Consider the following 24,508-nt stretch of genomic DNA (forward strand, 5'->3'; position numbering starts at 1 on the left):
CATATGCCATCCCGACCTTTCGCCGCCCTGCCCGACCTGGTGCGGGCGCAGGCACGGCGCACGCCCGACGCGATCGCCGTGCAGCACGAGGGCACGCTGCTCGACTACGCCACCCTGGACCTGCGGGTCTCCCGCATGACCGCCCGGTTGCGCGCCGCCGGGGTCGGGCGCGGCGACTTCGTCGGGGTCCTGCTGGAACGGGACGCCGGCCTGCTCGTGGCGCTGCTGGCGGTGCACCGGGCGGGGGCGGCGTACCTGCCGCTCGACCCGTCGCACCCGCCGGCCCGGATCAGCCGGATCGCCGCCGACGCGGGATCGCGGCTGCTGGTGACCACCCGCGCGCACGAGAGTCTGGGACTGCCGTCCCTCTACACCGACGACCCTGAGGCCGACGCCGCCCCCCTCGACACGTCGGCGGTCGCGCTCGACCCGCAGGACATCGCCTACCTGATCTACACCTCCGGCTCCACCGGCGCGCCCAAGGGCGTCCTGGTCACGCACGGCGCCGTCGCCAACCTCATGGCCTCGATGCTGACCTGGCCCGGACTGACCGCCTCCGACGTGCTGCCCGCCGTCACCACCGCGGGCTTCGACATCTCCGTGGCCGAGCTGTTCCTGCCGCTCGTCGCGGGCGCGCGGGTGGTGATCGGCAGCGCCGAGCAGGCCCGCGACCCGCGGCTGCTCGGCGAGCTGCTGGACGCCTCCGGGGCCACCCACCTGCAGGCCACGCCGACGAGCTGGCGGATGCTGCTGGACTCCGGCTGGCGGCCGCCGCCCGGGTTCACCGCCTGGTCCGGCGGCGAGAAGCTGGAGGCCGACCTGGCCGAGCGGCTGCGGGAATCGTGCGCGGTCGTCTGGAACCTGTACGGCCCCACGGAGACCACCGTCTGGTCGGCGGGCGGCCGCATGACCGGCGATCCCATGACCGGCGGCCCCGCGGACCCGGCGCACGACTTCGCCGGCTCCCCGGACTCCCCGGACTCCGCCAGCTCCGCCGACTCCGCCGGCTTCGCGGCCTTCGCCGCGACGAGCCTGCACGTGCTGGACGACGACCTGGAGCCGGCCGACGAGGGCGAGCTGTACATCGGCGGCGCCGGGCTGGCCCGCGGCTACCTCGGGCGGCCCGCGTTGACCGCGGACCGGTTCGTGCCCGACCCGTACGTGCCCGGTGCGCGACTGTACCGGTCGGGCGACGTGGCGCGGCGCACCGCCGACGGGCGGCTGGAGATCCTCGGCCGGACCGACCACCAGGTGAAGATCCGCGGGCACCGGGTCGAGCCGGGCGAGATCGAGGCCGCCCTGCGGACCCACCCCGAGGTCCGGGCGTGCGTCGTGCACCCGTTCGGGACGCCGCCTCGGCTGGCCGCTTACGTGGTGGGCAGGGCCGGGCAGGCTCCGCCGGCCGACGAGTTGCGGGCGCACCTGGCGACGACGCTGCCCGCGTACCTGATCCCGGCGGCGTTCGTCACGCTGCCCGAGCTGCCCGTGTCGGCCAGCGGGAAGGTGGACCGGACCGCCCTGCCCGTGCCCAGCGCCGACCTGGGCGCGCCACCGTACGCCCCGCCCGTCACCGCGACCGAGAAGCTGGTCGCCGCCACCTGGCAGGACGTCCTCGGGGTCGAGCGGGTGGGGCGGGACGACGGGTTCCTGGCGCGTGGCGGGGACTCGCTGGCCGCCGCCAAGGCGATCTTCCGCGCCTCCCGGCACGCGGGGGTCCGGGTGCCGCTGCGCGCCCTGTTCGAGGCGGGTACGGTGCGCGCGTTCGCCGCCTGGCTCGACGAGGCCGTGGCCGCCGCCGCGCTCGCTCCTGTCGCCGCCGCGGTCCCGGAATCCGGCGGCGGGGTTATCGAGGGGCGTGTCGCCGGGCAGTGGGCGCCGGTGCCGGCCGGGGAGCGGGCGCCGCTGTCGTCCGCGCAGCTACGGCTGTGGCTGCTGGACCAGATGGGCGACGGCGGCGACGCCTACCACGTGCCGCTGGTGCTTCGCCTGACCGGTCGCCTCGACCACGACGCCCTGCTGGCCGCCGTACGCCGGCTCGCCGAACGCCACGAGTCGCTGCGCTCCCGCTACGCCTGGGACGGCGGCGAGCCCGTTCAGGAGGTCATGCCGGCCGAGGCCGTCACCGTCACGGTCGCCCGCCTCCCCGCCGGCCGCGACGCCGAGACCGAGACCCGCGCATGGTTGCGGCGGCTGGTGAGCGCCGGCTTCGACCTCGAACACGCCGCCCCCTGCCGCGCCGGCCTGCTCCAACTCGCCCCGGACGAGCACCTGCTCGCCCTGGTCGCCCATCACATCGCGATCGACGGCTGGTCGCTGGACGTGCTCCAGAAGGACCTGGCCGACCTCTACAGGGCCCTGTCGGCGGGCGCCGAACCCGCCCCCGCCGGCCCGGCCGCCCGCTACGCCGACCACGTGGCCCGGCAGCGCGACCGGACCGGCGACGACGCCCACCTGGCGTACTGGCGCGACCGGCTGGCCGGGCTGGCGCCGCTCGACCTGCCCGCCGACCGGCCCCGCCCGCCCGTGTGGTCCCCGGCGGGCGCCGCGCTGCGGTTCGAGGTGGCCGCCCCGCTGCGCGCCGCCGTCACCGAGCTGGCCGCCCGGCACGGCGCCACCCCGTTCATGGCGCTGCTGGCCGCCTTCCAGGTGCTCCTCGGCCGATACGCCGGCACCGGCGACGTCGCCGTGGGCACGGTGCTCGCCGGGCGGTCCGGGCCGGAGTTCGACGAGGTCGTCGGCCTGTTCGTGAACACCGTGGTGATGCGGGCCGACCTGTCCGGCCGCCCGGCGTTCGCCGAACTGCTCGACGGCACCCGGCGTGACCTGCTGCACGCGCACGAGCACCAGGACCTGCCGTTCGAGCGCCTCGTGCAGGAGCTCGAACCCCGCCGCGACCCGTCCCGCAACCCGCTGTTCCAGGTGATGTTCGCCTTCCAGGGCCCCGACTGCGACGACCCCGACTGGGGCGACGGCCTGCGGGCGCGCCGCGAGCCGCGGCCCGCGGGCGGCTCCACCACGTTCGACCTGACGCTCTCGGTCAGCGACGGCGCGGATGGCGGCTGGTCCGGCTACCTGGAGTACAGCACCGCGCTGTTCGACGAGGCGACCGCCGCCCGGCTGGCCGCCCACTACCGCACCCTGCTCGCCTCCGCCGTCGCCGACCCGTCGGTGCCCGTGGCCGAGCTGCCGGTGTTCGACGGCGCCGCCGCCGTCGAGGGGCCGGCCGGCGTCCCCGCCCCCGGCACCCTGACGGACCTGGTGGACGCCCGCCCGCCCGGCGACCCAGCCGTCACCTGCGGGGACGAGCGGATGACGTACGGCGAACTGAGCGCGGCGAGCGACCGGCTGGCCCACCATCTCGTCGCGGCCGGCGCGGCGCCCGGTGACCTGGTCGCGGTGCGGCTGCCGCGCGGCGTGCCGCTGCTGGTGTCGATGCTGGCCGTGGCCAAGGCCGGCGGCCACTACCTGGCCGTGGACCCGGACCACCCGCGCGAGCGGGTCACCGCGATGCTCGCCGATGCCCGCCCCCGCCTGCTCATCACCGCCGGGCCGCTGAACGGCGTGCGGCTGGACGGCGTACGGGTGGACGGCGCGCGGCCGGACGGTGTGCGGTCGGATGGCGTGCGGTCGGACGGTGTGCGGGTGGTGCGGCTGGATGACGAGGCCGGTGCCATCGCCGCCCGGCCCGCCGGTCGGCCGGCCGTGCCCGTGACGCCCGCCGACCCGCTCGCCCTCGTCTACACCTCCGGCTCCACCGGCACGCCCAAGGGCGTCGTCCTCACCCACGCCAACGTGCTCAGCGCCGTCACCGGCCGCCGCGCCTACGCCGAGCCGCCGCGCCGGCTGATGCTGCCGGTGTCGCCGACGTTCGACGTGTTCCTGTCGTTCGCGGCCTGGACGCTCTGCTCCGGCGGCGAGCTGCTGCTGCCGCCGCCCGGCCCCCGCGCCGACCTGGACGAGCTGGCCCGCCTGGCCCGCGAGCACCGCCCCAGCCACGTGGTCTGCGGCCCGCACCTGGTCAGAGCGCTGCTCGAACACGACTCCGCCGCCCTCGCCGCGATCTCCACGGTCGTCACCGGCGGCGAGTCCTGCCCGGTCGCGCTGCTCGACGACCTGGCCCGCCGCGCCCCCGGCCTGACGCTGATCAACGAGTACGGCCCCACCGAGGCGTCCTGGGGCAGCTACTTCGACACCGCCGCCGGTACGGTGCCGCCGGGGCGGGCCGCACTCCCCATCGGCGCGCCCCCGGCCGGCTACCGCGTCCACCTATGGGACGACGGCGGCTCTCCGGTGCCTCTCGGCGCGGCCGGGGAGATCGTCATCGGGGGCCCCGGCGTCGCCCAGGGCTACCACGGGCGGCCCGCGCTGACCGCCGCGCGGTTCGTACCCGACCCGTCCGGGCCGCCCGGTGCCCGCGCCTACCGCACCGGCGACCACGCCCGGCTCGACTCCGGCGGGAAGCTGCAGTTCCTCGGCCGCGTCGACGGCCAGGTGAAGATCCGCGGCCACCGCGTCGAGCTGGGCGAGATCGAGGCCGTACTGTCCGGCCACCCGGACGTCGCCCAGGCCGCCGCCCGCCTCGACGCGGCCGGCCGGCTGGCCGGGTACCTGGTGCCGGTCCCCGGCCGGGCCGCGCCCGACGCCGCCCGGTTGCGCGCCTACCTCGCCGAACGGCTGCCCGAGCACATGATCCCGGCCGGGTACGTACCGATGCCCGAGCTGCCCGTCACCCCGCACGGCAAGGTGGACCGCGCCGCGCTGCCCGAGCCCGGCGACGGCGCACTCACGCCCGCCCGGACCGGCACGCCGCCGCGCACGCCCATCGAGGAGCTGGTCGCGGAGGCGTTCGCGGCCGTGCTCGGGCTGACCGGGTGCTGCGCCGAGGACTCCTTCTTCGACCTGGACGGCAACTCACTCACCGCCGCCCAGGCCGTCGCCAAGGTCCGTGCCCGGTTGCCCGTCACCGTGGGGGTGCGGGACCTGTTCGCGGCGCCGACCGTGGCCGGGTTCGCCGAACTTCTCGGGGCCCGGATGTTCGAGGCACTGACCGCGCGGGGGACCGAGGCCGAGCCGCAGCCCGCCACCGCGCCCGAGGTGCCCGCCGTCCGGCGTCAGGACGCACCCCTGTCGTACGCGCAGGAACGGCTGTGGCTGCTCGACCGGATATTTCCCGGCGGCGCCGACTACGTCGCCCCGATCGCATGGCGACTGCGCGGCCGGCTCGACCCCGCCGCGCTCCGCCAAGCCCTCGACGGGCTGGTCGCCCGGCACGACGTGCTCCGCACCCGGTACGAGCTGCGCGACGGCGAGCCGCGCCAGGTCGTCGACCCGGCGACGGCGCTGCCTCTGGCCCGCCACGACCTGGCCTCCGACGACACCGCCCCCTACGACCCGGCTCACCAAGGCCCGGCTTTCGGCGACACCGCCCCCCACGACCCGGGTGGTGGCCGGCGGCTGGAGGCGTTGCTCGCCGAAGAGGCCGCGCGCGGGTTCGATCTGGCCAGGGAGTGGCCGCTGCGGGCCACGCTGGTGCGGCTCGGCCCCGACGAGCATGTGCTCCTGCTCACCGTCCACCACATCGCCTGCGACGCCTGGTCGCTCACCCTGCTCACCGACGAGCTGGACACCCGCTACCGAGCCGCCGCAGCAGGGACCGCGCCGGACCTGCCGCCGCTGCCCGCCCAGTACGCCGACCACGCCGTCGGCCAGCGCGGGCAGCCCGACGACGCCGAGGCGCTGCGGTACTGGCGCGATCGGCTGGCCGGGCTGCGCGACCTCGCCATGCCCGCCGACCGGCCTCGCCCGCCGGTGCGCGACCGGCGCGGCCGCACCCTCGGCTTCCGCCTCCCCGGCGACCTCGCCGCCCGGGTCAGGGCGCTGGCCCGCGAGCGCGGCGCAACCCCGTACATGGTGCTGCTGGCCGCGTTCCACCTGCTGCTGGGCCGCTACTGCGGGCAGGACGACACCGTCGTCGGCACGCCCGTCGCCCGGCGTGACACGCCGGACGAGGAGACCATGATCGGGTTCTTCGTCGACACGGTGGTGCTGCGTGGCGACCTGGCCGGAGCCCGGGTGTTCGGCGAGCTGCTCGACCGGGTCCGCGACGACGTACTCGGCGCGTTCGCCTACCAGGCGCTGCCGTTCGAGCGGCTGGCGCAGGAGCTCGCCCCCGAACGCGACGCCTCGCGCAACCCGCTCTTCCAGGTGATGTTCTCCTACCAGAACGCCCGCGCCGCCACTCCGCGGCTCGGCGCCCTGGAGGTCTCCGAGGTGCCCGTCGCGCCGCGGACCGCGAAGTTCGACCTGACCCTGGAGGTCGCCGAGGGCCGTGACGGGACCCTGACCGCGAGCTTGGAGTACGCGACCGGGCTGTTCGACCGGGCCACCATGGAGGCGTTCGCGGAGCGGTACGTGTCCGTGCTCAGCCAGGTCCTCGACGACTCCGGCCGGCCGCTGGACACCGTCGACCTCCTCACCCAGGCCGAACGCCACGACCTGATCACCGGCTGGAACGCCACCGCCGCCGACCGTCCAGGCCTGCCGCTGCACGCCCTGTTCGAGCGGCAGGCGGCGGCCACACCGGGCGCGACCGCCTTGGCAGACGGAACACGCACGGTCACCTACGCTGAGCTGGACACCGCGGCCGGTGCCCTGGCCGGGCGGCTGCGGGCTGCCGGGATCGGGGCGGAAAGCCTGGTCGCGGTCGCGCTGCCGCGCGGGACGGCGCTGGTGGTGACGCTGCTGGGCGTGCTGAAGGCAGGGGCGGCGTACGTGCCGCTGGACCCCGGGCACCCGGCGGAACGGCTGACCGCGGTGCTGCGCGAGTCGCGGGCGGCGGCGATCGTCACGGACGGCGACCTCGCCGCGCGGCTCGCCACCCGGCCGCCGCTGGTCATCCCGCCGCCGAACCTGAACGCGCCCGACGCCCCACCCGCTCTCGACCCCGCACCCGCTCCTGGTGCTTCACCCGCCCTGGCGGGCGCGCCGCAGGTCGATCTGGATGCGCCCGCGTACGCGATCTTCACGTCCGGGTCCACCGGTACGCCCAAGGGCGTGGTCATCACCCATCGCGGCATCGTCAACCGCGTCCTATGGACCGTCCGCCGGCACGCCCTGACCGCGGCCGACCGGGTCCTGCAGAAGACCACGATCGCGTTCGACGCGGCCGGGTGGGAGATCTTCGCCCCGCTGGCCGTCGGGGGCACCGTCGTGCTCGCCTCCCCGGGCGCCGAACGCGACCCCGCGCTGATCGTCGCCGACGCCGCCACCCACGGCGTGACCGTGCTCCAGGCCGTCCCGTCAATGCTCGGCCTGCTGGCCGAGGAGCCCGGCCTGTCCGATTGTGCGGCCCTGCGCCTGGTGTTCTCCGCCGGCGAGCCGCTGACCGCCGACCTGTGCGCGCGGCTCGCCGCCCGGCTGCCCGCGGAGCTGCACAACACGTACGGGCCGACCGAGTGCTCCATCGACGTGACCGCCTGGCCGTACCGGCCGGGCATCACCACCGGCGGCCACCTGTCCGGCAAGGGGACCGTGCCCATCGGCGGCCCGATCGACAACACCGCGATCCGCATCCTCGACGCGGAGTCCCGCCCGGTGCCGGTCGGCGTGCCCGGCGAGCTGTGCGTCGCCGGGGACGGCCTGGCCCGCGGCTACCTGCACAACCCCGCCCACACGGCCGCCCGGTTCGTGCCCGACCCGTACGGCCCGCCGGGCGGCCGCGTGTACCGGACCGGCGACCTGGCCCGCTGGCGGGCCGACGGCGCGATCGACTTCCTCGGCCGCCTCGACCACCAGGTCAAGGTACGCGGCGTGCGCGTCGAGCCGGGCGAGGTCGAGGCCGTCCTGGCCGCTCACCCCGACGTGACCGCCGCGGCCGTCGCCGCCGGGGCCGATCCGCACGGCGACACCCGCCTCATCGCGTACGTGCTGCCGGCCAGCCGGCCCGACCTGTCCGTGGACAAGCTCCGGCTGTACCTGTCGGAACGGCTGCCCGAGCCGATGGTGCCCGACGCCGTCGTGGTCCTGGACCGCTTCCCGTACACACCGAGCGGCAAGCTGGACCGGGCGGCGTTGCCCGCGCCGGACGCCGCGCTGTTCGTCCCGCGCGGCGGAGCGTACGTGGCGCCGCGCGACCCGGCCGAAGAGGTGATCGCCTCGGTGTTCGCCGATGTGCTCGGGCTGGAGCGGGTCGGTGTGCACGACAGCTTCTTCGCCGCCGGGGGCAACTCGATGCTCGCCATGCGGGCGGTGTCGCGGCTGCGGGAGACGTTCACGGTGCCGGTGACGATGGGGGCGCTGCTGGACGCGAAGACGGTGGCCGAGCTGGCCAGGCGGCTGTCGGCCGCCCAACCCGCTCAGCCCGAGCCGCCCGGTCCGGTCCCCACCGCCGCACAAGCACCCGCCGACGCCACCCGCACCGATCCCACCGGCCCCGCTCTCCTCGGCCCCGCTCTCACCGGCACCGTTGAGATCGCCTCGGACGCGGCCGCCCGATCCGCTCCCGGCGTCGCCGGGGAGCACGTGCCCCTGTCCGCCGCGCAGCGCCGCATGTGGCTGATGTACGCGATGGACCCCGCCGGCACCGAGTACCTGGCCCCGATCGCGCTGCGCCTGCGCGGCACGCTCGACGAGGCCGCCCTGCTGGCCGCCGTCGAGTCCGTACGCGACCGGCACGCCGTCCTGCGCACCCGGTACGAGGCCGCGGACGGCGAGACCCGCCAGGTCGTCGACCCGCCCACGCCGCTCAAGCCGTACCGCGTGGACCTGTCCGGCCGCCCGGACCCCGAGCGGCAGGCGGCGGAGCTGGTCGAGCGGTGGGTCGCCCGCCCGTTCGACCTGGCCGCGGAGGCCCCGCTGCGGGTGGCGCTGGCCAGGATCGGCACCGACGACCACGTACTGCTGCTGCTCACCCACCACATCGCCTGCGACGGCCGCTCCCTCGACGTCATCGCCCGCGAGCTCGGCGACGCCTACAACGCGCTGCGCGCCGGCGAGCGGCCGGCCCCCGAGCCGCTGCCCGTCCAGTACGCCGACTACGCCATCTGGGAGAACGGTCCCGAGGCCGGTCAGGCCCGCCGCCGGCGGCTGGCCCGCTGGCGGGCGGAGCTGGCCGGCGTGCCCGCGCTCGACCTGCCGCTGGACCGGCCCCGGCCGCCGGTGCGCGACCCGCGCGGCGCCGTGCACACCTTCCGGATCCCGGCCGGCGTCGCCCGCCCCATCCTCGACCTGGGCCGCGAGCGGGCCGCCACCCCGTTCATGACCTGGCTGGCGGCCTTCCAGGCGCTGCTCGGCCGCTACACCGGCCGCACGTCGTTCCTGGTCGGCGCGCCCGTCGCCGGGCGGGACCTGCGCGCCGTCGAGAACCTCGTCGGCTGCTTCGTCAACACCATGCTCACCCGCGCCGACCTGTCCGGCGAGCCGGACTTCGGCACCCTCGTGGACCGGGCTCGCGAAGGTGTGCTGGCCGCCCTCGATCACCGCGACGTGCCGCTGGAGGACCTCGTGGACGCGCTCGGCGTCGAACGCGACCTGTCCCGGGTGCCGCTGCTCGACGCGATGCTGGCCGTCGAGGACACGGCGCTGACGCCGTACCGGCTGGACGGGCTGGCCGTCGGGCCGTTCCCGGTGACGCGGCGGGCGGCGATGTGCGACCTGACGCTGACCCTCGGCGAGGGGCGCGACGGGGGGTGGACGGCGGAGTTCGAGTACGCGGCCGCGCTGTTCGATCCCGGCACCGTGGCCCAGCTGGCCGAGCACTTCCTGCTGCTGCTCGGCGCGTGCGCCGCCGACCCCGCCGCCCGGCCGTCGGACGTGCGGCTGGTGGACGTGGACGAGCCGGACGAGCCGTTCGCCACCCCGCTGGTGGCCGCCGCGGTCGCCGACTGGGCCCGCCGCACGCCCGGCGCGGTCGCCCTCACCGAGGCGGCCGGCGACGGCGGGACCGGGACCTACACCTACGCCGAGCTGGACCGGCTGTCGGGGCACCTGGCCGCGCGGCTGGTGGCGGTGGGAGTACGGCCGGGGGAGTGCGTGGCCTCGTGCCTGCCGCGCGGGTCGCTGGTGGCGGTGTCGCTGCTCGGCATCCTGCGGGCCGGGGGCGTGTACGTGCCGGTGGACGCGGACTCGCCGCCGGAACGACTCGCCGCGCTGCTGGCCGACATCGCCCCGGTCGCCGTCGTGACGGACGGGTCCGCGCCCGCAAGCGCCTCGTCCGTGACGGACCTATGGGTGACCGGCTCGTCCGAGTCGGGTCCGTTCGGGTCCGGTCCGTCCGGGTCCGTCGTGGCCGTGCCGGTCGTGGCGGAGGGTGCCCCGCCCGACGTGCCCCTGCCCGAGCCGGATCCCGGCGACCTGGCGTACATGATCTTCACCTCCGGCTCCACCGGCCGTCCCAAGGGCGTGCAGGTCGAGCACGGCTCATACGCCCAGCACTGCGTCGTCCAGGCCCGCGCCTACGGCCTCGCACCCGGCGACGCCTTCGCCCTCATGGCGTCCGTGACGTTCGACGCCTCGCTGGACCAGATCGCCGCGACCCTGATGGCCGGTGCGACCGTCGTGGTCGCCGACCCCCGTGCCACCCTGCCCGGCGACCTGGCCGACCAGCTCACCCGCAGCCGCGTCACCGTACTCGACGTCACCCCCGCCTACTACCGCGAGCTGGTCGCCGCGCTGCGCCCCGGCGACGGCCGGCTGGCCGGGCTGCGGCTGATGAGCGTGGGCGGCGACGCCGTCACCTACGCCGACGCGGCGATGTGGGCCGCGACCGGCCTGCCCGCCGGCTTCCACACCGGCTACGGGCCCACTGAGGCGACCATCGCCACCACCGCCCACACTGTCACTGACCTCGGCGAACCCCCCGACACGCTGGTCCCGCTCGGCCGTCCGCTGCCCGGCACCGGCGCGTACGTCCTGGACGCGAACCTGTCGGCCGTCCCGCACGGCGTCGTCGGCGAGCTGTACGTCGGCGGCAGCCGGGTCGCCCGCGGTTACCACCGCGCGCCCGCCCTGACCGCCGCCCGCTTCCTGCCCGACCCGTACGCGCCACTGCCCGGCGCCCGCATGTACGCCTCCGGCGACCTGGTCCGCCGCCGCGCCGACGGGATCATCGAGTTCGTCGGCCGCGCGGACCGGCAGATCAAGATCCGCGGCTTCCGGGTCGAGCCCGGCGAGATCGAGGCCGTCCTGGCCACCTGCCCGGGGCTGCGCACCGGCGTCGTGGAGGCCAGACGTTCCCCGCTCGGCGACCTGCGGCTCGTCGGCTACGTCGTCGCCGAACCCGGCGTCACCCCCACCGACCTGGCCGCCCACCTGCGCGAACGGCTGCCCGACTACATGGTGCCCGCCGCCTGGGTGGAGCTGGCCGCCCTACCGCACACCCCGAACGGCAAGACCGACAGAAAGGCCCTGCCCGACCCCGACTGGAGCCGCCCCCAGCCCGCGAACCGCTACACACCGCCACGTACCGAGATGGAGGAGTACGTCGCCGACGTCTGGGCCGCGGTACTCGGCCTGGAACGGGTCGGCCGCGACGACGACTTCTTCGTCCTGGGCGGCAACTCGCTGCTCGCCTCTCGGGTGCTGCTGCGCCTGCGCGAGGCGTTCGACCTGCCCCTGTCCCTGCGTCAGATCTTCGAGGCGCGCACCGTCGCCGCGCTCGGCGAGCTCTTGGAGCACGCCATCACGGAGGAGATCTCCCACTGGACGCGGGAGCAGACGATGTCCCTGCTCTCCGAAGGAGACCAAGCATGACGACCACGACGCCGCCGGACGCCGGGCTCTTGGTGCGCCGCTACCTCGACCGGAGCCGACGCTCCAAGCCCACGCTCATCGCCGCCCGCACCGACCGAGACCGTCCGCCGCCACTGTCGGCCGGCCAGCGCCGCCTCTGGTCGCTCGACCGGATCCGCCCCGGCGGCACCGAGTACCTGGTCCCGGTGGCGCTGCGGCTGCGCGGCCCGCTGGACGCCGCCCGGCTGCGCGCCGCGCTCGACGGCCTGGCCGCCCGCCACGAGATCCTGCGCACCCGGTACGCGGAATCCGGCGGCGAGCCGTACCAGCTCGTCGACCCGCCCGGCCAGGTGCCGCTGACCAGCGTGGACCTGTCGGCGGAGCGGGACCTGCGGGTGCGCGGCATCGTCGCCGCGGGCACTCGCCGCCCGCGCCCCGCCCTGGACGCGCTGCTCGCGCAGGAAGGCGAACGGCCCTTCGACCTGGCCGCCGAGTGGCCGCTGCGCGCCGCGCTGTTCGCGCTGCCCGGCGGCGAGCACGTACTGCTGCTGACCGGCCACCACATCGCCGTGGACGGCGTCACCATGGACGTGCTGGTCGACGAGCTGTGCGCGGAGTACGCCGGCGGCGTCCCGGCCGCGCCCGCCCTGCAGTACGCCGACTACACCGACTGGCAGCGTGCGTTCCTGGCCAGTCCGGCCGCCGCCCGCCAGCTCGGCTACTGGACGCGGCGGCTGGCCGGCGTCGCCCCGCTGGAGCTGCCCGCCGACCGCACCCGCCCCGCCGAGTGGGACGCCACGGGCGACGTCGTCACCTTCGACGTGCCCGCCGCCGAGGCCGCCGCCGCGCTGGCCGAGGGGGCGCGCCGCTCGGCCACGCCGTTCATGACGCTGCTCGCCGCCTTCTGGGCGGTCCTCGGCCGGTACACGGGCACGGACGACGTCGCCGTCGGCACCCCCGTCGCCGGTCGGAGCAGGGTGGAGTTCGAGCGGCTGCCCGGCTACTTCGCCAACACGCTCGTGCTGCGCGGCGACCTGTCCGGCGAGCCCTCGTTCGGCGACCTGGTCGGCCGGGCGCTGACCGCCGTCACCGAGGCATACGACCACCAGGACGTGCCCTTCGAGCGGATCGTCGAGGAGCTGCGGCCCGGCCGCGACCTGGCCGTCAACCCGCTGTTCCAGGCCCTGCTCACCTACCGCGAGGACACGGCGGCCGCCCGCGCCGCCGGACCGCTGACCGTCGTCGAGGAGCCGGTCGGCTGGTCGCCCGCCCGCGTGGACATCGCCCTCGACCTCACCCTGCGGCCCGACGGGTCGCTGCGCGGCGCGCTGGTCTATCCGACGGCGCTGTTCACCCGGGCCACCGCCGAAGGGCTGGCCGGGCACCTGGTCACGTTCCTGCGCCGGGCCGGCCGTACCCCCGGCGTGCCTGTACGCGAGATCGCCCTCACCTCCACCGCCGAACGCGAACGCCTGCTGACCGGCTGGAACGCCACCACCGTGGACCGGACCGCGCACTGCCTGCCCGACAGGTTCGCCGCTCGCGCCGCCCGCGACCCCGACGCCGTCGCCCTCGTCACGCCCGCGGGGACCATGTCGTCTGGAGAGCTCGTCACCCCTGCGGGCACCATGAGGTCCAGCGAGCTCGACGCCGCCACCAGGACCATGACCTACGGCGAGCTCGACGCCGCGGCCAACCGGCTCGCCTGGCTGCTGCGCTCGCGCGGCGCCGGACCCGAGAGCCGGGTCGCCGTCTGCCTCGACCGCTCGGCCGATCTGGTGACCGCGCTGCTCGCCACCGTCAAGGCGGGGGCCGCGTACGTGCCGATCGACCCCGAGTACCCGCGCGACCGGATCGCCTACCTCGTCGCCGACTCGGCCGCCCACGTGGTGCTGACCAGCGCCGCGCACGCTCACCTGTGCCCGCCGGACGCCGTCGTCCTCGACGGGCTCGACCTGGCGGCGTACCCGGCGACACCGCCGCCGGTGCCGCGCGACCCCGACGGCGCCGCGTACGTCATCTACACCTCCGGCTCGACCGGGCGGCCCAAGGGCGTCGTCGTCTCCCACCGGGCCATCGCCAACCGGCTCGACTGGATGCAGGACGCCTACCGGCTGACCCCGGACGACGCGGTGCTGCAGAAGACGCCGTTCGGGTTCGACGTGTCGGTGTGGGAGTTCTTCTGGCCGCTGGCCGAAGGCGCCCGGCTGGTCGTCGCCGCGCCTGGCGGGCACCGCGACGGGGCGTACCTGCGCGACCTGATCGTCGACGAACAGGTGACCGTCTGCCACTTCGTGCCGTCAATGCTGCGCTCGTTCCTGGACGTGCCCGGTGTCGGGGCGTGCACCTCGCTGCGGGAGGTCATGTGCAGCGGCGAGGCGCTGCCCGCCGACCTGGCCGGCCGCTTCCACGATCTGCTCGGCGCCCGCCTGCACAACCTGTACGGGCCCACCGAAGCGGCCGTGGACGTCACCGCCTGGGCGTGCCGGCCCGGGTGGGCCGAGGCGCGGGTGCCCATCGGCGGGCCCATCGACAACATCGCCGTACACGTACTGGACGAGGCGATGCAGCCGGCGCCGGTCGGCGTACCGGGGGAACTGCACATCGGCGGGGTCGGGCTGGCGCGGGGGTACCTGGGGCGGCCGGGACTGACGGCCGAGCGGTTCGTGCCGAACCCGTACGGGGCGGGGCGCCTTTACCGGACCGGGGACGTCGTGCGGCGGCGGGCCGACGGGACGCTCGACTACCTGGGGCGGCGGGACCACCAGGTGAAGATCCGGGGGCACCGGATCGAGCCGGGGGAGGTCGAGTCGGTGCTGCTGGAGCATCCGGGGGTGGGGGCGGCGGCCGTGATCGTGCGCGACGACCGGCTCGTGGCGTACGTGGTCGGCACGGCCTGTGCGGACGGCTCTCGTACGGACGGCTCTCGTACGGACGGCTCCCGTACGGACGGCTCCCGTACGGACGGCTCTCGTACGGACGGCTCCCGTACGGACAGCTCTCGTGAGGACAGTGCTTGTGCGGACGGCTCCCGTGCGGACGGCTCTGGTGAGGACAGTGCTTGTGCGGATGGCTCTCGTGCGGTGGGGGCTGGCAGCGGAGGGCTGGACGGCCGGCAGGTGCGGGGGTGGCTGGTCGGGAGATTGCCCGCCTACCTTGTGCCGGCGTTCGTGGTGACGCTGGACGCGCTGCCCGTCTCCGCGCACGGCAAGCTCGACCGCGACGCCCTTCCGGCGCCCCGGGCCGCCGAGGCGGACGACGCGTTCGTGGCGCCCCGCGACCCGGCCGAGCGGGCCGCCGCCAGCGCCTGGGCCGCCGCGCTGGACCTGCCCGCCGTCGGCGCCCACGGGAACTTCTTCGAGCTGGGCGGCGACTCCATCCGGGCGCTGCGGGCCATCGGGCTGCTGCGGGAGGCCGGCTGGGAGGCGGGCGTGCAGGACGTGTTCCGGCACCAGACCCCCGCCGCCCTGGCCACCGTCATGACTCCCGGAACGTCCGCCGGACACGTCCCCTCGGCGCCGTTCGTCCACGTCCGTCCCGCCGACCGGGCGCTGCTGCCACCATCGGTGGCAGACGCGTACCCGCTCACCCAGGTGCAGGCCGGCATGCTGGTCGAGCTGGCCGCCGATGGCGAGCTGAGCCCGTACCACAACGTCACCTCCTACCTGGTACGCGACGACGGGCCGTTCTCGCTCGGGGCCCTGACCAAGGCCGCCGAGACGCTGGCCGCCCGGCACGACGTGCTGCGCACCTCTTTCGACCTGGCGGCGTACTCCGAGCCGATGCAACTCGTACACCCCGAAGCTCGTGCGCACATCACCGTCGAGGACCTCACCGCGCTGCCCGCCGCCGAACAGCGCGCCGCCGCGGCCGCCGCGCTCGACCGGGAGCGGCGGCAGCCGTTCGACCTGGGGCGCGCGCCCCTGTGGCGGCTGTACGCCCAGCGGCTCGACGAACGGCGATGGCGACTCGGCTGGGTGGAATGCCACCCGATCCTCGACGGCTGGAGCCACAACTCGCTGCTGACCGAGCTGCTGGAGGTGTACCGGGCGGTCCGTGACGGCCGGCCGGTGCCCGAGCCGGCGCCGTGTCCCGTCCGGTTCGCCGACGCCGTCGGGCTGGAACGGGCCGCGCTCGCCTCGGCCGAGCAACGTGACTTCTGGGAGAGCCGGGTGCGCGGCTTCGAACGTCTCCGGCTTCCCGAGGCGTGGACCGCGGACATTCCCTTCGAGCGTCTCCGGCTCCCCGAGGCACGGACCGCGGACATCCCCGCCCCGGAGGGTGAGCCGGGGGCCTGCACCAATGATCCGTTCCCCTATGACCTGCGGGTGCCCGTCGGGGAGCTGATGCCGGGGCTGCGTGCGTTGGCGAAGGTTGCCGGGGCGCCGCTCAAGAGCGTGTTCCTGGCCGCGCATGTGCGCGTCATGAGCATGGTGACCACGCAGCGGGCGTTCCGTACCGGGCTCGGAGTGAATGGGCGGCCCGAGGTGGCCGGTGGGGATCGGGCGCGCGGCATGTTCCTGAACGTCGTCCCGTTCGCGACCGGCACCGGCGCGGCCACTTGGCGTGAGCTGGTGCGGGAGGTGTTCGCGGAGGAGACGGCGCTGTGGCCGCACCGCCGCTTCCCCGCGCCGGAGATGCAGCGGCGGTGGAGCCCGGACGAGCCGCTGATCGACGTGCTGTTCAACTATCTCGACTTCCACGTGCTGGACCGGGACGCGCTCGACCTGGCCGAGACCGACGACCGCAGCGCCACCGACTTCGCGCTGGTGGTATCCACGGAGCCTGGCGCGGTGGTGCTGTCCGCCTCGCCGCGCGCCGTCCGGCCGGCGTGGGGGGAGCGGCTGGCCGCGTTGTACGCGTCGGTGCTCGCCGCGATGGCGGCCGACCCGGACGGGGACGCGCAAGCCGACCTGCTCTCGCCGGTCGACCCAGTTGGGTATGCGCGGGCTGACCTGGTCCCACCGGCCGAACACCGCCGCGCCCTGGCCGGCAGGGACGCCGCGCCGTCCCTGCCGGGGCTGTCGATCCACGAGCTCTTCGCCGCACAGGCGGCCCGGACGCCGGACGCGATCGCGGTCGAGTTCGCGGTCGCGCCGGTCTCAAGCCCGCCACCCGTCGGCCGCATGGGCCCCTTGTCCACGGAGCGTTCGTCTACGGTGGGCTCCTCCACGGCCTGCGGAAGCGAGCCGGAGCGGCTGACCTACGCGGAGCTCGACACCGCCGCGAACCGCCTGGCGCACCGGCTCGCCGGCCGGGGTGTGCGGCCGGGAGACATCGTCGGGATCTGCCTGGACCGCTCGCCCCGCCTCATCGTGGCGGTCCTGGCCGCGCTCAAGGCGGGCGGCGCGTACCTCGCCCTGGACGCCACCGACCCGCCCGTTCGGATCGCCGAACTGCTGACCGACGCGGCGCCCCGGCTCGTGATCACCTCCGCCGACCTCGCGAGCGCCATCGGGCGCCTGGACACGATCCTCCTCGGCGAGGCGATCGAGGCGATCGAGGCGATCGAGGCCACCGAGACCACTGAGAGGACGGAGAGGACGGAGAGGACGGAGAGGACCGAGAGGACCGAGAGGACCGAGGCGACCGAGACGACCGAGGCCACCGGCGGCGGTCCGGCCGCACCGCCGCTCGCGCCGGTCACGCCTTACGACCTGGCGTATCTCATCTACACCTCGGGCTCGACCGGCCGACCCAAGGCCGTGGCGGTCCCGCATCGGGGCGTGGTCCGGCTGGTCACCGGCCAGACCTACGCCGAGTTCGGCCCCGGGGAGGTGCAGTTGCTGCACTCGCCGATCACGTTCGACGCCGCCACGTACGAGATCTGGGGCGCGCTGCTGCACGGCGGCCGGCTGGTCGTCGCTCCGCCCGGCCTGCTGGACGCCCGCGAGCTGCGTGAGGTGATCACCCGGCACGGAGTGACCTGCACGTTCGTCACGCACGGACTGTTCAAGCTGATGATGGACGGCGACCTGACCGGCCTGCGCGGCCTGCGCACCCTCATCACCGGCGGCGAGGCCGTCTCCGCCGAACACCTCGAACGCGCCCGCCGCGCCCTTCCGGCCACCCGCCTGGTGAACGCGTACGGACCCACCGAAACCACCACGTATGCCACCTGCCACCCCCTCGATCCCGGTCAGCCGGTCACCGGGCCCGTCCCCATCGGCCCGGCCATCGCCTACACCACCGCGTACGTCCTCGACCACCTCAGCCGGCCGGTCCCGCTGGGCGTGCCGGGCGAGTTGCACATAGGCGGCCCCGGCGTGGCCCGCGGCTACCTCGGCCGACCGGTGCTCACCGCCGACCGATTCGTCCCCGATCCCTTCAGCCCCGAACCTGGCGCGCGGCTCTACCGCACCGGCGACCTGGCCCGGCTGCGGCCGGACGGCGGGTTCGACTTCCTGGGGCGGATGGACGACCAGCTCAAGATCCGCGGCCACCGCATCGAGCCGGGCGAGGTCGAGGCGACCATGAACAGGTACCCGGGCGTCCGCATGGCCGCGGTGGCCGCCCGTGAGATCACTCCGGGCGACCGGCGGCTGGTCGGGTACGTCATGCCGGGCACCATCGACGTGTCACGGCTGCGCGCCCACCTCGGCGGGCTGCTGCCGGCGCACCTCGTGCCCGATCACCTGGTGGCGCTCGAGGCGTTCCCGCTGACGGCGAGCGGCAAGGTGGACCGCGCCGCCCTGCCCGCCCCCGGAGGGCACCGTCCAGACCCGCGCACCGGGTCCGGGCCGCCCCGGGACGGGCTGGAACGCGCGGCGGCCGAGGCGTTCGCGGCCGTGCTGGGAGTGGACGCGATCGGCAGGGAGGACGACTTCCTGCAGCTCGGCGGGCACTCGCTGGCGGCCATGCGGGCGGCGGCACGGCTTGAGGCCGGCGCGGGCGTCCGAGTGACGGCCCGCGACATCATGCTCCACCGCACGGTCGCCGCCCTCGCGGCGGCTCTCGCCTCCCTTCCCGGTACGGCGGCCTTTCCCGGTACGGCGGCTCTTCCTGGTACGGCGGCCTTTCCCGGTATGGCGGCTCTTCCTGGTACGGCGGCTCTTCCCGGAATGACGGCCGCCTCGCTCGGCACGGACACCGTTCCGCGGGCCTTGGCCGGGGCGACTGTCGGCGCGGGCGTGACGCCTTCGATCGGTGGCGCGGTTGTGGCGCCTTCGACCGGCAGCCCGGACGTGGCGCCCTCGACCGGTGGTGCGGGCGTGGAGCGGGAAAGGCCGGGCCTGGCGGCAGTGTGGTTCCGGGCGTCGGGGGAGCGGGCGCCGCTGTTCGCCGTGCATCCGGGCGGCGGCAGCGTGCACTGGTACCGCGAGCTGTCCCGTCGGCTGCCGGGGGACCGCCCGTTCGTGGCGCTCCAGCATCCCGGGCTCGTGGACGAGGACGCCGCCGCCACCCCTGTCTGGCGGCTCGCGGAGGCGTACCTGACCGAGGTGCGGGCCGCGCAGCCCGCGGGGCCGTACCGGCTGTTCGGGTGGTGCGGTGGGACCGGGGTTGTGTGGGAGATGGCGGCCCGGCTGCGCGACCTGGGCGAGGAGGTCGAGCTGCTGCTGCTCGACCCGTGCCTGCCCGCCGTCGACGAGCCGCTGCACCTGCGGCTGCTCAGACGCGGCGAAGCACTCCTCTCCGCACTGGCCGCCAACGGCGGCGACGGCAAGGCGCGGGCCGAGCTGGCCGTCACTGGCGACGGTGGCGATGGCAAGGCGCGGGCCGAGCTGTCCGCCGACGGCGACGGCAAGATGCGGGCCGAGCTGGCCGAGGTGCTGGCGGCCGTCGTGGACGACAACGACGGGCGGCCGATCACCGAGGAGGATCTGCACGAGGACTGGGCGCCCCGGCTGCGGCTCTGGCGCGGCATGGCCGAGGCCGCCCAGCTCGACCGGCCGCGGCCCGCCGCCGTGCCCGTCGAGATCATGCTCACCGACGACCTGATGGGCGACGGGCACGACGCCAAGGGCGGACTCACGCACGAGGCATACCTGCGCGAATGGCGCCGGCTACGCGGCGGGGACGTGCCGGTCGGCCGGTTCCGCCACGGCCACTTGGACGTTATGGCCCCGCCGCACGTGGACGAACTGGCCGCCCACATCGCGCGCTGGCTCGACCGAGCGGATCAGACAGAGCAGACAGAGCAGAGAGATCAGACGGAGCAGACGGAGCAGGCGCACCGGGTCGGCAGGGCGGGGGAGGCCCGATGAGCGCGCCGTCCACCGTGGCCGCCTCCACCGTGACCGCGACCGCCTCCACCCTGGCCGCCTCCTCCGGGAGGGCGGTCCTCGGGGTCCGGGGCGGGAGCGTGCGGGAGGAGCTGCGGCGGCTCGGGGCCGGTACGCCGCCCACCCCGCTCGTCTGCGTCGGTGCCGAGGTAGAAAGCCGGCGGGTGATCGTACGGCTGAAGCTCGAAGGGGCCGGCACCTGGGGCTCCATCAAGGATCGCACCGCTCTCAGCCTCCTGCGTTCGGTTGCCGACCGGCTCGACGTGCCGGGCGCCGCCCTGGTCGAGTCCACATCCGGCAACCTCGGTGTCGCCCTGGCGTCCGCGGCCCGCGCGCTCGGGATCTCGTTCACCGCCGTGGTGGACCCCAGCCTGTCGCCTGTGCTGGCCGAACGGATGATCGGCCTGGGCGCCGTACTGTCCGAGGTCAGCCGGCGCGACGCCCAGGGCGGCTACCTGTCGGCCCGCCTGGACCGGGTCGCCGCGCTGCTGGCCGCCGACCCCGCCCTGGTCTGGACCGACCAGTACCACAACCCGGCCAACCCGCTGGCCCACTACCAGGGCACCGGCCCGGAGCTGCACAAGCAGGCACCCGGGTCGATGGATGCGGTGTTCGTGGCCGTGTCCACCGGTGGCACCCTCGCCGGGCTCGGCCGGTACCTGCGCCAGCGGCGGCCGAAGGCGCGGGTGATCGCGGTGGACGTGCCGGGGTCCCGGGTGTTCGCCGACCCGGCGGGCACCCGGCTGCTGACCGGTATCGGGGCGTCGCGGCCGTCGGCGTTCCTGCGGCAGGGGGACTGGGACGACGTCGTCATCGTGGACGACGCCGATGCCGTCTCCCACTGCCACGCCCTGGCCGGAACGACCGGGATCAGGCTCGGCGGCTCCAGCGGGGCCGTACTCGCCGCCTGCACCCGCTACCTGGCCGAACACCCGGAGATCACCTCCCCGGTCTGCGTCTGCCCGGACTCCGGCGGCAACTACACGCAGACGCTGTACGCGCCCGCGTGGCTGGCCGACCGCGGCGTCGAGGTGGCCCGCGACCTGCCCGCCACGTTCCTCCGCCGAGAACACTCATGAGCGCCGCGTCGGCGGAGGACGCCCCGGGGGTCCTGCCCTCCGAAACGCAGACCGCCCTGTCCGTACCTGCCGAAAAGCAGGCTGCCCTGTCCGTACCTGCTGAGACACAGGCCGCCTTGTCCGTGCCCGCCGGGACGCGGGCTGCCTTGTCCGTGCCCGCCGGGACGCGGGCCGTGCGGCCCGGTGCGCCCGCCGTGAGCGTGTGGTGGGCGCGCGTCGCGGACGCCAGGGACAGCCTCGCCGCGCTGCTCGACCCCGCCGAACGGGCCAGGTACGAGGAGTACCGCCGCCCCGCCGACCGCGCGAGGTTCCTCACCGCCGCGGCGCTGCTGCGCCTGGTCGTCGGCCGGATGCTCGACGTGGCCCCCGAACTGGTTCCCCTGGATCGGTCGTGTGACCGGTGTGGGCGCCCGCACGGCCGGCCACGCCTGCCCCCCGGGACCGGCGCCCCGTCAACCTCCTGGGCCTCGACCCCCGTCCTGTCGGTCTCGCACGCCGGGGACAGCCTGGTCGTGGCCGTCGGCGTCGGGGTCGAGGCGGTCGGCGTGGACGTCGAGGCGATCGACCACACCCTCGACATAGGCGAACTCGTCGGCGTCGCCCTCACCGATCGGGAGACCCGGGCCCTGGACGCGCTCGACCCGCCCAGCCGGGCGTCGGCGTTCCTGCGGCTCTGGACCAGGAAGGAGGCGGTGCTGAAAGCCCTGGGCGTCGGCCTCGACCACGCCCCCGACCAGGTGGATGTTCTCGGCACGGGAGAGCCGGTACGCGTCATGACCGAACAGGGGGAGGCGACGCTGCTGTCCCTCAACCCACCCCGCGGATATCACGCCAGCCTGGCGGTGATCCGCGGCCCGGTACCGATCGTCGAGTGCGACGGCACCGGCCTGCTCGCCGGCGGAACCCAGAAGGAGCACATCTGGTGATCAGCGTCGGCGGCGGGACGGGCCTGCCGGGGTGAGCCCGGGGATCGTCCGCGAACCTTGGTGGGAGCGGGCCGGGACATCGAGCGTGAGCGATCACGACAAGGCGTCCCGGTCCCGTGCGGCGTTGCCGGCGGTGGACGGCGAGCTGACCGGTCGCGGTGCATGCCATGGGCAAAGGCGCAGGCGACCCACGGCTCGACGGCTGAAGGCTATTGACGCCACAGGTCGACCAGGGCATCCGCTACTCAGCTGTTCCTGATCATGCGGTCTCCACCGAGAGCGAGCAGGCAGAACATGTCGAACTGATGAAGGTCGGCCTTGTCCATACGCTTGATGGCCTCGATGCCGGAGCGAGCCGTGTTGATGTGACCGAGTGTGTCCAGGCGGGTTGCATCGAAGGCAGGGTCGTAGTCCGCGCCATGTCTGGCTTCCAGAAGCTCGTTGAACGCGCTGGCCAGCACTTCCAGATCCACCGGAACGCGCCAGGAAGCGGAATCAACCAGAAGAAGCCGGACCGGGCTCGGTGGCGTACGGCCAGCCGCGATGTCCTCCACCCAGCGGGCGACCTTCTTGAAGTTGCCATGGGCATACCAGCGGCCGATGGCTTGCTGATGCTCGACCGGCCCATTCCTGGCCGCGCGCTTCGCGCCATGCTGTACGAGCTCATGGAAGAGCGCATAGTAGGCCGTTGAGGTAGCACGCCTCAGGTAGGCGGTCCGAGGACGGCCGCGCCCGGCGGTACGGCCTGCGAGGGTGTCGGCTAGATGGAGGTAGTCGTCTGCCTTGAAGTCTCGCCTCACAACCAGTCCTGCTGGTCCCTGGTCAGGGCCTGGTCAATAACGCCTGTGCTGTTGTCTTCGAGCGGCTCGTCGACGTCTTCCCGGGCTTGGAATTCTTCCGGGGTGAACAGTTTGACGTAGACGTGCTCATCGATCTGGCGTTGAGCGGCAAGCTTGTTCACCTCCCTACGCAACGCATGGGTAAATTCGGCCGGCCACCCGTTCTCGTCAGGCGTGTCCATAATGATCACAGCTCGGAGTGCTGCCTCGCCATCGGCATCAAGGTACGGCTCAACCGAAGCCTCCTGGATGTGCGGCGCGTCTGGAATTCGCATGTCGCGGATCGCCATGGCCAGTTCGTTCAAGACTTCGCCCTGCCGCTTCATGCTCATGATGACCATCTTCGCACTTCCCGACTTCGACCAGAGGGCAGGCGAGGGCGCGTCACCAGAGGATCCTGTTCCGACCGAACATCTTCTTTGTGGTCAAGCCGACACCCAGCGTAGCGGCCCTGGTGACCCAGGGGCGGTGAAATCGTGGTGGTAGCGGCGTTCGTGCGTTCGCCCCGGCTGTCCTTGATGTGGACGATGCCGCCGCCGGTCAGAGTTTGAGTCGTCGGCAGACGGGGCGGTTTAGGTTGTGTGCGGTTCGGTGCCCGCCGGAGTGGCGTGCCCTCCGAACATTGCCGCGGCTTGCCGGCCTTTCACCTGGTTCTCCGTGACGTAAGGCCGCAGTTCCGCCTCGTACGCGGCGAAGGCGGTCTTGTGGTCGCCGTCCGCCTCGACCAGGCCGCGGGCGAGCGTCCATGCTCCGATCAAGGCCTGTGAGGTGCCCATGCCGCTGGTGGGCGCGGCGCAGTAGCCCGCGTCGCCGAGCAGCGTGACCCGGTCGTGGGACCAGCGGTCCAGATGGACCTGGCAGGAGGAGCCGAAGTAGAAGTCGTCGGCTTCGCTCATCGCCTTCAGCAGCCGGGGCGCTTCCCAGCCGTGCTCGGCGAAGGCGGCCCGCACGGCCTGTTCCTGCTCCTGGCGGTCGCGGCGGTCCAGCGCGGGGGAGGTGGTGGCGAAGGAAAGACTGACCGTGAGAGGGGCCGCCGCGTCGAGGCCGAACAGGTAGATCGCCGTGTTCGGGGTCTGCTGGAGCAGTCCGGCGCGGTCGAGCCCGAGGTAGTTGGGGGTGCTGAACCCGGCTCCGGAAAGGCCCAGGTGCCGCAGCGCGTCGGCGTGCGGGCCGAAGGACAGCAGCCGGACCTTGGAGTAGACGCCGTCGGCGCCGATCACAAGGTCGAAGTCGCGGGTGGCGCCGCGCTCGAACTCGACCGTGACGCCGGACTCGTGCTGAGTCAGCGCGCTGATGGAGTCGTCGAACACGTACGCCACGTTGTCCGCGGTGATGCGGTGCAGGATCCGGGTCAGTTCCTGCTTGGGCACCTCCAACTCGCCGGCGAACGCCTCCGCGGGCAGCTGCCCGATCTCGGCGCCGTTCTCGTCCACCAGCGTGGTGCCGCGCATCTTCGTGTCGTGCGCCCGGACCTCGGCGAGGATGCCCATCTCCTCCAGTACGCCGAGTGCCTGGCCGCGGAAGTCCACCGCGTAGCCGCTGTCGCGCAGGTGCGGGGCCCGCTCTATCACGGTCACCTCGTACCCGTCGCGGTGCAGGAAGTAGGCGAGGGCGGGCCCGGCCACGCTGGCGCCCGAGATCAGAACCGTCGTCTTGGTCATGGAGATGACCGTAAGCGCGTCTTGCCCATTTGGTCAAACCAAATGGATAGACCG

The 24,508-nt window shown here is 74.5% G+C and carries 7 protein-coding genes; 4 read left to right on the top strand and 3 right to left on the bottom strand.

The window, feature by feature from the left end; genetic code table 11:
* Positions 1-3 precede the first annotated feature (3 nt).
* From ACIBO2_RS01705 to ACIBO2_RS01720, 4 genes are read left to right on the top strand one after another with little or no spacing between them, the layout of a single operon-like run.
* A complete protein-coding gene (locus ACIBO2_RS01705) occupies positions 4-11,748 on the top strand; it encodes an amino acid adenylation domain-containing protein (protein WP_397294798.1) in 11,745 nt (3,914 codons plus the stop codon).
* On the top strand, positions 11,745-19,931 hold the full coding sequence (locus ACIBO2_RS01710; RefSeq protein WP_397294800.1) for an amino acid adenylation domain-containing protein: 8,187 nt from the start codon (positions 11,745-11,747) through the stop codon (positions 19,929-19,931). Before ACIBO2_RS01705 ends, ACIBO2_RS01710 begins: the two co-directional genes overlap by 4 nt.
* The gene (locus ACIBO2_RS01715; protein ID WP_397294802.1) at positions 19,928-21,028 is read left to right on the top strand and encodes a pyridoxal-phosphate dependent enzyme; all 1,101 of its coding nucleotides are present in this window, start codon (positions 19,928-19,930) and stop codon (positions 21,026-21,028) included. Before ACIBO2_RS01710 ends, ACIBO2_RS01715 begins: the two co-directional genes overlap by 4 nt.
* Positions 21,025-21,954: a 4'-phosphopantetheinyl transferase superfamily protein gene (locus ACIBO2_RS01720; protein WP_397294804.1), complete on the top strand. Its 930-nt coding sequence runs from the start codon at positions 21,025-21,027 to the stop codon at positions 21,952-21,954. Before ACIBO2_RS01715 ends, ACIBO2_RS01720 begins: the two co-directional genes overlap by 4 nt.
* A 245-nt stretch (positions 21,955-22,199) precedes the next feature.
* Here the strand turns inward: ACIBO2_RS01720 and ACIBO2_RS01725 are convergent, their stop codons facing one another.
* The 3 genes from ACIBO2_RS01725 to ACIBO2_RS01735 form a co-directional block, all read right to left on the bottom strand.
* On the bottom strand, positions 22,200-22,754 hold the full coding sequence (locus tag ACIBO2_RS01725; protein WP_358557900.1) for a hypothetical protein: 555 nt from the start codon (positions 22,752-22,754) through the stop codon (positions 22,200-22,202).
* Positions 22,751-23,125, bottom strand: a complete 375-nt coding sequence (locus ACIBO2_RS01730; protein ID WP_397294806.1) for a hypothetical protein — start codon at positions 23,123-23,125, stop codon at positions 22,751-22,753. The genes ACIBO2_RS01725 and ACIBO2_RS01730 overlap by 4 nt, the downstream gene beginning before the upstream one ends.
* Before the next feature lie 240 nt (positions 23,126-23,365).
* Positions 23,366-24,454 carry an FAD-dependent monooxygenase gene (locus ACIBO2_RS01735; RefSeq protein WP_358557895.1) on the bottom strand — a complete coding sequence of 363 codons (1,089 nt, stop codon included), beginning with the start codon at positions 24,452-24,454 and terminating at the stop codon, positions 23,366-23,368.
* Positions 24,455-24,508 lie beyond the last annotated feature (54 nt).

The sequence above is a fragment of the Nonomuraea sp. NPDC050022 genome (genome assembly GCF_044460705.1).
Classification (GTDB): domain Bacteria; phylum Actinomycetota; class Actinomycetes; order Streptosporangiales; family Streptosporangiaceae; genus Nonomuraea.

What these genes read in the sequence shown, in the direction of transcription:
- ACIBO2_RS01705 (WP_397294798.1), top strand. Translation starts at nt 4, where the DNA reads ATGCCATCCCGACCTTTCGCCGCCCTGCCCGACCTGGTGCGGGCGCAG.
- ACIBO2_RS01710 (WP_397294800.1), top strand. Translation starts at nt 11,745, where the DNA reads ATGACGACCACGACGCCGCCGGACGCCGGGCTCTTGGTGCGCCGCTAC.
- ACIBO2_RS01715 (WP_397294802.1), top strand. Translation starts at nt 19,928, where the DNA reads ATGAGCGCGCCGTCCACCGTGGCCGCCTCCACCGTGACCGCGACCGCC.
- ACIBO2_RS01720 (WP_397294804.1), top strand. Translation starts at nt 21,025, where the DNA reads ATGAGCGCCGCGTCGGCGGAGGACGCCCCGGGGGTCCTGCCCTCCGAA.
- ACIBO2_RS01730 (WP_397294806.1), bottom strand. Translation starts at nt 23,125, where the DNA reads ATGAGCATGAAGCGGCAGGGCGAAGTCTTGAACGAACTGGCCATGGCG.
- ACIBO2_RS01735 (WP_358557895.1), bottom strand. Translation starts at nt 24,454, where the DNA reads ATGACCAAGACGACGGTTCTGATCTCGGGCGCCAGCGTGGCCGGGCCC.